Origin of the sequence: Tamilnaduibacter salinus, from assembly GCF_003096655.1 — a bacterium.
Lineage (GTDB): Bacteria > Pseudomonadota > Gammaproteobacteria > Pseudomonadales > Oleiphilaceae > Tamilnaduibacter > Tamilnaduibacter salinus.
The window spans coordinates 1-13,247 of record NZ_QEKQ01000010.1 but is presented as its reverse complement, the minus strand read 5'-3'; the positions used below and the strand labels follow the sequence as shown (position 1 = coordinate 13,247).

Annotated in this window: 13 protein-coding genes; 5 read left to right on the top strand and 8 right to left on the bottom strand. The window is 61.0% G+C overall.

What is annotated here, in order from left to right:
- The first annotated feature begins 47 nt into the window (after window positions 1–47).
- A complete protein-coding gene (locus C8D92_RS14110; RefSeq protein ID WP_116919740.1) occupies window positions 48–830 on the top strand; it encodes a crotonase/enoyl-CoA hydratase family protein in 783 nt (260 codons plus the stop codon).
- A 62-nt stretch (window positions 831–892) separates the two neighbouring features.
- Window positions 893–1,267, top strand: a complete 375-nt coding sequence (locus C8D92_RS14105; RefSeq protein WP_095611680.1) for a DUF4870 family protein — start codon at window positions 893–895, stop codon at window positions 1,265–1,267.
- A 65-nt stretch (window positions 1,268–1,332) separates the two neighbouring features.
- On the opposite strand, the gene C8D92_RS16040 is transcribed toward C8D92_RS14105, so the two are convergent.
- From C8D92_RS16040 to C8D92_RS14070, 8 genes are all read right to left on the bottom strand, one after another.
- A complete protein-coding gene (locus C8D92_RS16040) occupies window positions 1,333–1,836 on the bottom strand; it encodes a DUF6316 family protein (RefSeq protein ID WP_423837082.1) in 504 nt (167 codons plus the stop codon).
- 139 nt (window positions 1,837–1,975) lie between these two features.
- Complete coding sequence (locus tag C8D92_RS14100) at window positions 1,976–3,286, bottom strand: MFS transporter (protein WP_116919739.1); 1,311 nt, start codon at window positions 3,284–3,286, stop codon at window positions 1,976–1,978.
- Between the two features lie 70 nt (window positions 3,287–3,356).
- On the bottom strand, window positions 3,357–4,463 hold the full coding sequence (locus C8D92_RS14095; RefSeq protein WP_116919738.1) for a DUF1513 domain-containing protein: 1,107 nt from the start codon (window positions 4,461–4,463) through the stop codon (window positions 3,357–3,359).
- A 5-nt stretch (window positions 4,464–4,468) separates the two neighbouring features.
- The gene (locus C8D92_RS14090) at window positions 4,469–5,515 is read right to left on the bottom strand and encodes an imelysin family protein (RefSeq protein WP_116919737.1); all 1,047 of its coding nucleotides are present in this window, start codon (window positions 5,513–5,515) and stop codon (window positions 4,469–4,471) included.
- A gap of 11 nt (window positions 5,516–5,526) precedes the next feature.
- Complete coding sequence (locus C8D92_RS14085; protein ID WP_116919736.1) at window positions 5,527–6,939, bottom strand: di-heme oxidoreductase family protein; 1,413 nt, start codon at window positions 6,937–6,939, stop codon at window positions 5,527–5,529.
- Window positions 6,940–7,007: 68 nt separating this feature from the next.
- The gene (locus C8D92_RS14080) at window positions 7,008–8,303 is read right to left on the bottom strand and encodes an imelysin family protein (protein ID WP_116919735.1); all 1,296 of its coding nucleotides are present in this window, start codon (window positions 8,301–8,303) and stop codon (window positions 7,008–7,010) included.
- Between the two features lie 186 nt (window positions 8,304–8,489).
- Entirely contained in the window at window positions 8,490–9,620 is a 1,131-nt protein-coding gene (locus C8D92_RS14075; RefSeq protein WP_095611038.1) for a TRAP transporter substrate-binding protein, read from the bottom strand.
- Between the two features lie 214 nt (window positions 9,621–9,834).
- Window positions 9,835–10,203 (bottom strand): DUF4168 domain-containing protein, encoded by a 369-nt coding sequence (locus C8D92_RS14070; RefSeq protein WP_116919734.1) that lies wholly within the window; start codon window positions 10,201–10,203, stop codon window positions 9,835–9,837.
- A 145-nt stretch (window positions 10,204–10,348) separates the two neighbouring features.
- Here C8D92_RS14070 and C8D92_RS14065 point away from each other — a divergent pair, with 145 nt between their 5' ends.
- The 3 genes from C8D92_RS14065 (at window position 10,349) to C8D92_RS14055 (ending at window position 13,031) form a co-directional block, all read left to right on the top strand.
- Window positions 10,349–11,245, top strand: coding sequence for a DMT family transporter (locus C8D92_RS14065; protein WP_116919733.1), 897 nt, complete (start codon window positions 10,349–10,351; stop codon window positions 11,243–11,245).
- Between the two features lie 71 nt (window positions 11,246–11,316).
- Window positions 11,317–12,375 carry an alpha/beta hydrolase gene (locus C8D92_RS14060; RefSeq protein WP_116919732.1) on the top strand — a complete coding sequence of 353 codons (1,059 nt, stop codon included), beginning with the start codon at window positions 11,317–11,319 and terminating at the stop codon, window positions 12,373–12,375.
- The gene (locus C8D92_RS14055) at window positions 12,372–13,031 is read left to right on the top strand and encodes a YiaD family glycine zipper/OmpA-like lipoprotein (RefSeq protein WP_409456174.1); all 660 of its coding nucleotides are present in this window, start codon (window positions 12,372–12,374) and stop codon (window positions 13,029–13,031) included. The genes C8D92_RS14060 and C8D92_RS14055 overlap by 4 nt, the downstream gene beginning before the upstream one ends.
- Window positions 13,032–13,247 lie beyond the last annotated feature (216 nt).

The following is a 13,247-nucleotide window of genomic DNA, read 5'->3' as shown; positions in this document are numbered from 1 at the left end:
CTGAGGCCCTGTCATTGCTTAGGTTGGCAAGAAAAAGAGGATCAACGATGTCACTGGTGACCGTCGAGAAGCACGAAGACGGCATTCTGACCATCGGTCTGAACCGACCGGAGAAGATGAATGCCATGAACCGGGCGATGTATCACGAGATCGCCGCCGCCTATGGGCAACTGGAGCGCGACCCGGACCTGCGTGTTGCGGTGCTGCATGCCGAAGGCGACCATTTCACTTCCGGACTGCAACTGGACGACTGGGCCGATGTGTTTGCCACGGGCGACGGGCTGCCGTTGAACGAGGGTGAACGGGACCCGCTCGGGATCGTGGATGAACCGCTCTCCAAGCCCGTGATTTTCGCGGCCAAAGGCATCTGCTTTACCTGTGGCGTCGAGATGATGCTCAACACGGATGTCCGGGTGGCGGCTGAGGGGACGCGCTTTGCCCAGCTTGAGGTGAAGCGCGGGATTTTCGCCTGCGGCGGTGCCACCATCCGTCTCCCCCGGGAGATTGGCTGGGGCAATGCCCAGCGGTATTTGCTGACTGGCGAGGAATGGACGGCAGAACAGGCCCATCACTGGGGGCTGATACAGTCGCTTGTGCCGCACGATCAGGTTCTGGAGACGGCCATGAGCATCGCCCGAAGCGTCGCAAAGGCCGCGCCGCTGGGCGTTCAGGGCAGCCTTAAATCGTCGCGCCGGGCGGTCTTGGAAGGGGAGCGGGTCGCGAAACAGCGCCTGTTCCCGGACCTGCGACCGGTCATGGCGAGCGACGACGTCAAAGAAGGAATCCAGTCATTCCTCGAGCGCCGTGAGGCGCGCTTTCAGGGGCGTTGATGGCTGGCGGCTCTGGGTGATCTTGGATACCCTGTCCGCAGTGCCCATTCAAGGAGGTCCCGATGAGCGATGCGGAGTTTCGCCCTGCGCCGGATGACGACCCAATTGTTCGACGTGGTGATTCCGGACGGAACCTGGCTGTATTGGTCTACATTCTTCAGGCGCTGTCATTCTTCACCAGTGGGTTGACCGGGCTGGTGGGTGTGATCGTCAACTACGTCAAGCTGGACGACCTGCAGGGCACCTGGCTGGAGCCGCACTTCCGCTGGCAGATCCGCACCTTCTGGATTGGCCTGTTGTGGGGGGTGATCGGTGTGCTGACGACAGTGCTGATCGTCGGCTGGTTCATACTGCTGGCGATCAGCATCTGGGTGATCTACCGCATCGTGAAGGGGGCGCTGGCGCTGAACGATGGCAAGGCGCCGTTTGGACGCTGACCCTGGTTATCGTTAGTGTCCCGTCTGGTTCAGGCGCTCAGTCGGTCAGGGAATGAACCAGACTCCTAGCGCTGGGAATTATCATCGGTTGCCCCCGCAACCAGCGACAGGGCCTCATGGCACAATGCACACGTTTGTTTCGAACAGGTCGACACATCGTGGACAGCCATCCCGTGGCTTAACTCGATTGAGAAAGTGCGTTCTGTCTGATCCTGATGCGTTTGGATGTGTTTGTGCAACGCTTCTCGGGCATCGCTGCCGGTCGGATAAGGCCCCAGATCCTGCGATTCGCGGGTTTTGACCCACCAGCCAGAGTGGGTTTTCATAAAGCGCCTGGATCGCAGCTGGTTGACGTCACTCGATCGGACGAGTGGTCCTGTCGTTGTCGTCAAACGCTCGCCTGATTGATGATCAGTAAAGGGCTCAAAACCGCGTTGAGGGTGATTCAAAGTGTCATCCTTTGCGTTGCACGCCAAGCCATTTAAAGCCGTTATTTTCAGGACGAGCGACCCGTTCAGGCAATTCGGAAAACCCGTAGTTTGGTGGCGAACGACGGTTGTTCCGTTCATTTGGCTCAAAAGGACAGGTGCCTCGGTTAGAGGCGGGCGTCGTTCTGGCCCCATCGTCTGAATGTCGATGGGGCGTCAGGGCGCCTGAGTGGTGCAAAGCGGAGCTTCTGAGGCTCGCACGTCGCGTTGGACGTCCCGGTCACGATTCCTGTGGAGAAACGTCTTGCAATCGAGCGGCACTGACAGCCCCAAGGGCTCCCATGCCCCCGAGAATCAGCACAACGACCGGCACGGAGGCAAGTGCCGCTAGGCTGGATAGGCCACCTGTCATGAGCAGCATAAAACCAATGACCGTGTTGCTGACTGACGTGTAATCGGTGCGCTTATTACCGCCCGCCATGTCGACAAGATAGGTCTTGCGACCCAAACGAACGCCGGCATGGGCAATCCCCAGCAGGAAGAACCCTACCAGGTAGAGCCAGATGCTGCCGGTGCCAGCTGCGGCCAGTGCACCAACCAGCAGGCAGACGGCGCTGGCGAGCGTGGCGCCCCGGATCATGACCTGACGGCTTGAGCGGTCCGCCATCCAGCCCCAGACACTGGCGCTGACCGAACTGGCAAGACTGCTTACCAGCAGGAACCCGCCGAGCATCCAGCCATTGGTGCTATGATTCTGGGCAAGAAGGACGAAGTACGGCGATGCCAGTGCCGAACACAGAAGCAGGGTGCGGGCTATCACAAAGTGGCGAAACGGCGGGTCATCGCGCAGCAGTGACAGGTTCCGGAGGGCATCCCGCAGGGCATTTCCGCCGCCTTTGGTTTCGCCGGCGTATTCTTCCACAGTCAGGAACAGTCCTCCGGCAATGACCCAGAACGCGGCTGCGAGCAGCAGCAGCGCGGCATAGAACGCCACACCGGGATCGCCCCGGTCCCAGAACAGCAGGACCGTCAGGACCACCGTTGCGCTGCCGCCCAGCGTTGTGGCCAGCCCCGACAGTCGGCCCCGCCGACTCCTGGGGATGCACTTGCCCTGCACATCCTTCATGGACACGGAACAGAAGCCGCGGGCGAGAGAAAAAAGGATCAAGGCGGCGATAACGCCATACCCAGCCGACATTCCCTCAAGAAACCACACGCTGGCAGCCATGCCTGCGACACTGATCGCCTGCCCAAAACTGCCGAGCGCCCAGAAGCCCTTTCGGACGGGCTTGCGGCGAACCCATGCCCCAATCACCATCTGGGGAATCAGCGAACCGGATTCGCGAATCGGAACCAGCCAGGCAACCAGAGGTGCTGCCCCCAGCGCCCCCATCAGCCAGGCCAGCACCGTCTTGGGGTTGACCAGCAGATCGCCCAGCTTGGTCAGCACGTTGCTGAACAGGATCAGGAAAAAGTTACGCGGGACCTCTTCACAGGCGTCGTCCGGGATGTCGGTGCAGACCCGGGCATCCTCCTCGTTGGCGACAAGTGAATAGAGTTCCTCGGTCAGATCGCGGTCACGATTCGGCAAGTCAGGGGCTCCTGTTCAGCGGGATGCGCGGTTTCCAAACGGACCGAGCATAGCAGAACGACGTGCCGGATCAGACGGTGAGGTGGTTATCCCAGCGGATGGCGTGATGATTCAGGCGCACAGGCGACGTTCCGGAGGCCGGCAGATCCCAGACGCTGCCGTCACCGCCCGTCAGGACAAAACCGCTGGGGTGGGGGGCCGCACCAGAGACATCGGTAAGCGGGTGTGTCCCTAGATGCATGCTGTGCAAGCGGTCAATGATCAGCACCTGATCGCCACGTGGTGCCGTGATCGCCGCGAGTGGGCTGCCTTCATGGCAGGCCACACTGGCCGTGTACTGACGAAGAGCAAGCGCCGCCTTGTCCGGCAATTGGATCTCACGGTATTGGAGCGTCCGTGTGTCGAGCGTGGCAATCAATGGGATGGGCTCCCACTCCGGCCCCTGAAACTGAAACCCAGCCACGACGATGCCCTCCGGCCCAATGTCCAGGTGGCGGCAGCTCAGTTGGTGATGAGATGGGCTGATTCGGTGCTGCACGGCCCCGGAGTGGCGGTCCACCAGCAGCAGCGCGGGCGCCATGGTATCGAGGTTGAGTTTCGCACGGCCGTAATCCGGATGAGTCCGGATACCACCCAGGGCGACGACCAGCGTGTTGCCATCCGGATGCAGGCGTAGTTCGTGGGGGCCGACACCGTCCAGTTCGATATCCCCGGCGATGGTGTACCCATTGGCGGCATTGAATACCCGGACGATCCCCTTTCCGCTTGGGTAATGGTTCATGGTGGTGTACAGGCGCGTACCGTCAGGGCTGAACACGCCGTGGCCATAGAAGTGGTATGCCTCACCGGCAGCGATATGGTGTGTCAGCTCGCCGCTGCGGGTGTCCAGTACGTAGAAGTGTCGTCCGGGGCGGCGGGCGAACAGAATGGCGTGATGGCCAGAGGGGTGATGACAGCCGCCATGGCAGCGCTCTGGCACCGTTGTCCGGAACAGGACATCGCCCTGTCGATTGCCCCCGACAATCAGGTGGTCGCCACGGGGGGTGTCGGCTGCGCTGAACAGCCAGGCCCGATTGAGTCCGCCGATGTCTCCTGCGCCCCTTCCGGCGCACCCCGGCAGACCGGAGAGTGCAGCCAGTCCGGCGATGCCGCTCAGCAGAAAGTCACGACGGTGCATCCGGATCAGTCTCCATCACTGCTGTTGAAACCACGGCGGATATCCAGTGTCGAGGCCAGTTGGCCGATGAACAGTGGCTCCAGCTGGCTGACTTCAATATAGACGCCCTGCAGTTGGCGATAGCCCGCTTCTGTGTCCAGCAGGGCTTTGAGGGGTCGACCGAGTGACTGGTATTCGGAGAGGGTTTCGTTGGCCTGATGCGTCAAATCGTCGAACAGCGCCTTCTGATCCGGTGCCGTCAGCAATGGCTTGAGTCCCGGCAGGAAATGATTTGAGAGCCCGGCAACGGAAGCCTGCTGGGCAGCCAATGATTCCCCGCTGCGCCAGGCGTCCCCCAGATAGGCGTTGGTACTGGTATTTCCCCTGAGGCCCATCGCTGCGCCTAACCGACGTGACCGCAGGTGTTCGACGGCGTTCATGGCCGCCTCCACCGTCGTGGCGGTAAAGTCGTCACGAGAGCGGTAAAAGTTCCCATACGCCTGCCAGTCCTCTGCCAGTCGCCGGGTGACCTTCTCGAGGTGGGCCCCGATGGCGGTGAGCAGAGCGCACCGCTGGGTCCAGCCAGTGGCGTTGCCGGTCCTGAAGCGCTTGTCGAACAGCAGGTATTCGATCGCCGGCAGGCCCTGGATCGCCACTCCGGCGTCCGCAATCGCTGACGCTGAAACCTTGTCCGCCTGCTCGAGCCAGGCATCGACCTTGCGTCCAACGAGGTTCTTGCGGTCCGGCCAGAACTGGATCTGCCAGGCCCGGCTGTTCTGCTCAATGGGACCGAAGTCGACGAACCGCACTTGCTGCCAGGCGAGGAACGCATCACGCCAGGCCATTTTCATCCGCGCCACGCCATCTTCTTGCCTGTTCGGCATCGGGCACAGTCGGGACAGGGTCGAAGACAGTACGGCAGAGTGGTCCGCAAGCCTCTGATAGCCCGACCCGATTGAGTCGTGCCACTGTGTTCGGGCGGTCTGCCCGGCATCATTCTGGGCGAGCGCGGGTAATGACAGCATCAGTGTGAATGCCATGAGCGCGGTGACAAGGCCTCTGGACCGTGGCATCGGTTCACTCCCTATAATGACTTCAGAAAACGGATCAGCGCTTGTCGCTGATTCTGCTCCAGTTTCCGATAACGTTCGCGGGCGCGTCGGGCTTCGCCACCGTGCCACAGAATCGCTTCCTCGAGTGTTCGTGCCCGCCCATCGTGCAGGAAACCGGCACGCGGGTTGACGGTTTTGGCGAGCCCGATGCCCCAAAGCGGCGGCGTACGCCATTCCCGCCCATTGGCTTCAAATACCGGGCGATTGTCCGCCAGTTCCGGGCCCATGTCGTGCAGTAACAGGTCGGTATAGGGCCAGATGGTCTGTTTGCTGAGGTCCGGTCGCTCCGTAACGCTGCCGGTGACATGCCTAGGTTGATGGCACGCGGCACAGCCGATCTGGTTGAAGAGGGTCGCTCCCCTCTCGACGGCCGGGCGATCCATGTCCCGCCGGGCCGGTACGGCCAGGCTGGTGGCGTAGAACGTGATGAATCGGAGAACTTTTTCGCTCACCTCGGGCTGGCCCCCATGAGCGAAGCGGTCACAATCCTGGGCCGGCGTGCAATCCGTTTGGGTATGGAAGCTGGAGGTCAGTCCCATATCGCCGGCAAATGCGCCGGCCGATTGCTGACGGACATTGGGTTCGGCAGCTTTCCAGCCGAAGCGCCCCAGTGCCCTGGCGCCGTTAACACGGTCCCAGACCCGGTTGGGGCGGCCGGAAATGCCGTCGCCGTCCTGGTCGTCGGGATCGGCCAGCGCGGTGATGGCGTCGTCGGGAATGGCCTGGAGCAGTCCCATGCCGGTCATGGGCGGCGCGACCCGCGGGGACACCAGAAGGTTGTCAGGAAGCGGGCCGTAGTTTGGCTGCTTGATGCGGTAACGTGGTTTACGGAGTTTGACGGTCGTTCCGTCTGCCAGTGTCTGGGTGACCGGTTGCCAGTCAATGACGAGGTCGGCCTCCGGTTTCTGTCCCGGGATGGCGGCGGTCTGGAGCTGACTCCCATAAACCGGTGCTGGCCGGAAGCCTCGGGTCCTGAGCAGGTCCGCGTGCTGCTCAGGGTCTGCCGGGACGGACAGGCGAAGGAACAGCGATACCGCATCGTTGCCGGAGACCGGCGCATGGCCGCGGCCATCCTTGATGTGGCACCCCTGGCAGCTGTTGGTGTTGAACAGTGGTCCGAGCCCGTCCCGCGCCTTGGTGCTGGCTGGTGCCTCTACCCAGGGGTTTCGGAAAAAACTGTTGCCCACACTGAAGTCCAGCCGTTTCATGATCGGCAAATTGGCATTGGGCAGTGAAAAGGCGTTGGTATCGAACTGCCGGACCGTCGTCTCACCGCCGGTGGCTGGGGTAGTCTGGCGCTCGTACGCGATGACCGGCGGGGTTGACGCCCCCAGGATGGCAAGCAGGGCGATGGCAATGTGCCGGTTCTTCGATGATGGGATCATTCGTTGACAGGGATTGGTGAATGATGGCGAGCCGGGAGTCGCGCTCCCGGCTCGATGGATGGGGTCGGTCAGAAAGTATGCCCGGCCGTATCTGGCTGAAGCGAGGCGAGACCCAGCGTCGAGGCGGCCTTCTCGATGGATGCCGTCTGAACAACCAGCGCTTCGATGGCGTCAGTGATGATGCGGCTGCCTTCCTGATTGGTCGGCGCGATCATCATGTCGAAGGGCATGGGCTTGCTGCTGGCTTCCGCCCGCTGTTTCAGGTCGCCGAGCTCCGCCATGGACTGATTCAGACGACCGATTAGGGTCTTGTGGAGCTGTGGATCCTGTTGCTTCACCAAATCGGCCAGTGACGGTCCGGTCAGCTCGCTGCCATCCACCCGCTCGTAGGTGCCGGTGTAGATGTTCCGGATGCCAAGCCCATTGTAGTAGTGGGAGTTATGGGTGTTGTCGCTGAAGCAGTCATGCTCATCCTCATAGGAGTTGGCTTCGAGCGCGACTTTCATGCGCTCACCCGCCAGCTCGCCCAGCGACAGGGACCCCATGCCAAACAGCATCTTCTGGATAACGGCGTCTGGTTCCATGGCCAGCAGCCGGGTCCGGTAGTTGTCGGTCTGACCCGGCGCCCACTGCGCGACCATCCATTCCAGATCATTGATGAGCAGGTCTGTGACCGCGTCCAGGTAGGCAGCGCGGCGTTCGCAATGACCGTGTGTGCAATCGCTGCCGCGAGCATAGTCCGTTGCCGGTCGGTTACCGTTTCCGGCACCGAAGCCGTTCAGGTCCTGACCCCACAGCAGGAATTCCGCGGCGTGGTATCCGGTTGCCACGTTCGCCTCGGAGCCCCCGATTTCGTTGAGGTCGGCGAGCAGTTCGGGCGTGATCCGGGACACATCAACGGTCTGACCACCGACGGTGATTGACTCTGCTGAGATGATGTTGGCTGTGGCTCCGGCGTTGCCCAGCTCATGCTGATAGTTGTCGCGGTTCACATAGTCGATCAGGCCCTCATCCAGGGGCCAGGCATTCAGCTGGCCTTCCCAGTCGTCAACGATGCCATTACCGAACCGGAACACCTCGCTCTGCTGGTAAGGGATCCGGGCGGTCCGCCAGGCCTCCCGGGCGGCCTTCATATTGGCCGGGGTCGGGCTTTCAAGGAACGTATCCACGCTCTGATCCAGGGCGCGGGCGGTGTTCAATGCATCCTGGTAGTTGGCGTGGGCGATATCGGCGTAGTGGCTGGCCACGGATGCTTTGGTGGCCGGCTCCTTGCTGTCGCTGAAGGAGAGTGATCCGCAGCCGCTTAGCAGCAGCGTCGAGGCGGCCAACGCTGCCGCCAGAGGGGTGGTGAGTGTGTTTGGCATAATGGCTCCCTGATTGTGAGATGCAAAACCGATACGTAATAAAAGTTATTATCATTTACAATGATAGGGAGTGGTGAACGAAATGCAACATATCCTGAGAACAAAAAAAGGCACGACAAGTGTCGTGCCCGCGTGCTTTCTCCAGTCTCTCGTCGGGCCCTGGCCGATAACAGGCCAGCCAGCGCCCTACTGGCTTTCCAGTTCTTCAACCATCGACGTGACCGTGTCCAGCAGTTTCTGACCGGTCTCGCCTGCCTGCTCAACGTAGGTCTGGCGAACACCCATGCTGGCCTGACGGAACGCTTCGCGCTCGTCGTTGGTCAGAGTGATTACTTCGGTGCCACCGGCGTCCTTGATAGTCTGCAGCCGCTTCTCGTTAAATTCGGCCTGTTTCCTGTAGATATAGTCAACCATCCCGTCACGCGTGTCATCGAGCCAGGTCCGCTGCTGCTCCGGCAGGTTTTCGTACCACTTGTCATTGGTAACCAGGGTGGAAATGAACTGTGCGTGGTTGGCCATGATCATATAGTCCTGAACTTCGTAGAAGCTCATCTCCTCGATCGCGAAGATCGGGTTGACCTGCCCGTCAATCTGTTCCAGTTGCAGGCCGCTGTAGACCTCGGAGTAGGGCATTGGCGTCGGGTTGGCACCATAGGCCTTGTAGGACTGGGTGAGGATCGGGGAGGTCATCGTGCGCATCTTGAAATCGCTGAAGTCGCCCGGCGTGCGCAGTGGCTTGTCGGCCGTCCAAACCATCCAGCCTTCCGGGACAATGGTCAGCAGTTCCATGTTCTGCTTTTCGTACTGTGGCTGAAGGATGTCTTTGACTTTGTCGCTGGACAGCACCTCTTTGTTGATGTCGTTGTCGTCGGACAGCACGAAATGCAGTGTAAACAGGCCCACTTCCGGAATCACCGAGGCCAGGTGACCCGGCGACGCAAATGCCAGTTCGATGGCACCCTGTTGGATCAGTTCGGTCAGCTGTGACGATGTCCCCAGCGAACCATACGGATAGATCTCAAGTTTCAGCTGGCCGTCAGAAGCGTCCTGAAGCCGTGTCTTGAATTCCTGAGCGTAGGCATCCTGGACACTGCCCTCGACCTCTTCCAGGGCAAAGCGCCAGATGATGGGGTCGCTGGTGCGGTCCGCGCTCTGTGAGGACGTGCTGGATGTGTTGGAGGAGGGCTGGGCGTCTGAGGGTTCATCGCCCGATCCACTGCCACCCGAGCCGGACGAGCGACCGGACTCGGAACAGCCGGCCAGGGCCAGCGTCAGCATGATGGTAAGGCTTCCAAGCCAGCGAATGATGTGTGGCATGTTTCGTCTCTCCGTTGTTCTTCGGTCCCGCATCGGAAAGATAACACACTATGGCTGAACTGCTTTGTCCGGTCGGCCACGGATGGGCAGGGAGGCCGTCCTCAGCCGTGAGGGGAGGGTTGGAACGTGTTGGACAAGAAAGCCCCGGCGCGCCGGCCGGGGCTCCTGTTCGAGGCGTCTGAATTCGCCCCCGGCTGGCAATCAACCAAGCGGTTTACATCATGCCATTGATTTTCTCACGCAGGTCCGCGTTGCTTTGATACGCGGTTGCGATGGCGTTGTAGGTCTTGATGTCGAGACCGGTCTTCTTGATGACTGACACCATCTCGTCATTGGCGGACATCTGCAGCTCACGCTGCTTGTCCTTCTTCTCGGCATTCTTGATCTTCGGCATGTATTCGTTGCGAACCTCCTTGATGCCGCTTTGCGCTTCAACGAACTTCTGCAGATCGGCCTCGTTGTAGCTGGCCTTCTGCTGTTGCTGCTGCGTTGAGGCCTGGCCGCTGTTGCTGTCCTGTGCCATGGCTGGTGCGCCCGTCAGTAGTGCCAGAGAAAGGGCCGTCGTGGTCAGAATGGTTTTCATGAAGTGTGCCTCCAGTGAGTGTGCGACACGTCAGAGGCCAACTGGATTGGCGTGACTTCTACGGATTGAGAATGGCTCAACTGGCTGACACCGTGCCATTGTCCTCTCAGGGCATTCAATGACCATCGTTTAATCTGGATCACACATGGCGAAAAATCAGTCCCGCGCGCTGGCGTTTGGTATCGGCACCGTGCTGCTGTGGTCGACGGTGGCCACCGCGTTCAAGCTGTCGCTGAGGGAGTGGACGCCGCTGCAACTGCTGATGGTTGCGTGCGCCATGTCGGTTGTTGTGATCGGCGGCGTGTTGCTCGTCCAGGGGCGTCTCCGAATGCTGTTCCGGCTGAGCCCTCGGGATTACGCGCTGTCGGTCGGGCTGGGGCTGATCAACCCCGCGCTCTACTACGTGACGCTGTTTGGCGCCTTTGACCGTCTCCCGGCACAGGAAGCGCAGCCGCTGAACTACACCTGGGCGCTGACGCTGGCGTACCTGGCCGTGCCTTTCCTCGGGCAGCGGCTCAGCCGGTGGGACATCCTTGCCGGACTGGTCTGCTACGCCGGTGTGGTGGTCATTGCCACGCGCGGCGAGGTGCTGTCGCTGACGTTTTCTGACCCGGTGGGAGTGGGGCTGGCTCTGCTGAGCACTCTGGTCTGGGCCGCCTACTGGATTATCAGCACACGGGACCGTCGTGAGCCTGTTGTGGGTCTGTTCCTCAATTTCCTGTTCGGTCTTCCTGTCATCACCGTATTGTGCCTCTGGCAGGACGGCTTCCCTGCCGCCGATGGTGTGGCGCTGGGGGCGGCGCTCTACGTCGGTGCGTTCGAGATGGGGCTGGCCTTCGTGTTCTGGCTGATGGCCATGAAACTGGCGACCAATACCTCTCAGATCAGCAACCTGATCTTTATCTCACCCTTCCTGTCGCTGGTGTTCATCCATTTCATTCTGGGCGAGACGATCTACCACTCCACGTATACCGGACTGGTGCTGATCGTCACCGGGCTCTGGCTGCAGCAGTGGGGCCGTCGACGCGTCCGGGCCTCATGATGTTGGGGTGACTATGGTAGATTGGGGCATCGGTTTATCCTTTCCCATGATCAAGAGCAGGAATTCCCCGCGTGTACTGGAAAACGGACCACCCAGAAAGCCCGGACTGGGAACGCGACTCGGTCATCGCGGACCTGACCCCCTTCCAGCCCGGTGAACCGACTGCCCTGACGGGGGAGGCGGCCGCCTACTGCCGTTACTACGGACTGGATCTATGGGTCGAGCATCCCCAGGTCGATTATCACTTGGGGACCATGCCAGCGGCGGGCCACTCAGTTGCGGTGCACTACTTCCACCAGCCATCGCCACGCGGCACCGTGTTCGTCTTCCATGGGTATTTCGACCACATCGGCCTGTACAGTCAGCTCATTGACCGGTGTCTGGAAGCCGGGTTTGATGTGCTCGCCTACGACCAGCCCGGTCATGGTCTGTCCAGCGGCACACCGGCGGCGATCACCAGCTTCACCGAGTATCAGGCGGTGCTGGCGGATGTGCTGGTCCGCGTCCGGATGCTTCCTGCCCCCTGGTACGCGGTGGGGCAGAGTACCGGGGGCGGCATCCTGATCGACTACCTTCTGGCCCATGTTCCTTACGACAGTCACTGTTTCCGCCGTGTGGTTCTGCTGGCGCCGCTCGTGCGCCCGATGGGGTGGATTGGTGCCAAAGCGCTGCATACTGTGGTGAAGCCTTTCCTGAGTCGATGGCGTCGGGTATTTGCCGAGAACAGCAACGACTCGCGGTTCCTGCGATTTCTCCGGGATCATGATCCCCTCCAGGCGCGGGCCGTTCACGTGGACTGGGTGACCGCCCTGCGACGGTGGGTGCCGCATATCGAGTCGGCACGACCGGTCCCGTTTCCAGTCACCGTGATTCAGGGGGAAAAGGACCTGACCGTCGACTGGCACCACAACCTGCGCATCATCCGGAACAAATTCGAGCCGGTTGTCGTCAGACGATTACCGGACGGTCGCCATCACCTGGCGAACGAAGCGCCGGATTTGCAGGCAACGGTGTTCAATGTGATGATCAGGACCTTTCTGGATGACGCCGGGCGTGGTGATGCGGGAACCTCCGAAAGCGTTTCCGAGCCGTCAGACCAGATGGACAGGACCGAAGGAGAAGTCTCGTGAAGAAAATGGCATTGGTAGTGGCGATGACCAGCCTCACCCTCGGTGGGTGTATGACGTATGATCCGTACACCGGCGAGGAAGAGGTGTCCAAATCAACAACGGGTGCCGTTGTTGGCGCCATTGGTGGTGCGGCGGTTGGCGCGGCCACATCAAGCGACAGTGACCGTGGCAAGGGTGCCCTGATCGGGGCGACGGCGGGTGCAGCCGCTGGCGGCGGTATCGGTTACTACATGGACCGCCAGGAAGCGAAGCTGCGCAAACAGCTCAAGGATTCCGGCGTCCAGGTGAAGCGCGACGGTGACCAGATTCGCCTGATCATGCCCGGGAACATCACCTTCCAGACGGATCAGGCATCGATTCAGTCCTCATTCACGGATGTGCTGGTTTCGGTGTCCAAGGTATTGAAGGAATTCGACGAGACGGCGATTCGCATCTCCGGTCACACCGACAGCACCGGCAGCGCCTCGTACAATCAACTGCTGAGTGAGAAGCGGGCCGGCTCGGTTCGGGACTTCCTGCTCAATCAGGGCATCGCGCCGGCGCGTACACAGGCTGTCGGCTATGGCGAACGCCAGCCGATCGCCAGCAACGAGTCGGAGTCCGGTCGCGCCCAGAATCGCCGCGCCGAGCTCAAGCTGGTGCCGATCAAGCAGTAAGCGTCCAAGCGGCACCAATGAAAAGCCCGCGCCGGTTGTCCGGGGCGGGCTTTATTATGAGCCACGGAATCCATATATGGTCTCCTCCCCGTTTGCAAGGCTCCAGAGTCTGATGAGGGACAGGTTGCTGCCATATATCCGGCCTGTTGACGAGGCGGCGTTGCCGCCTCTGGCCCTGATGAGGATTCGCCGCGCGCCTGCCTAATCACTGAAGCG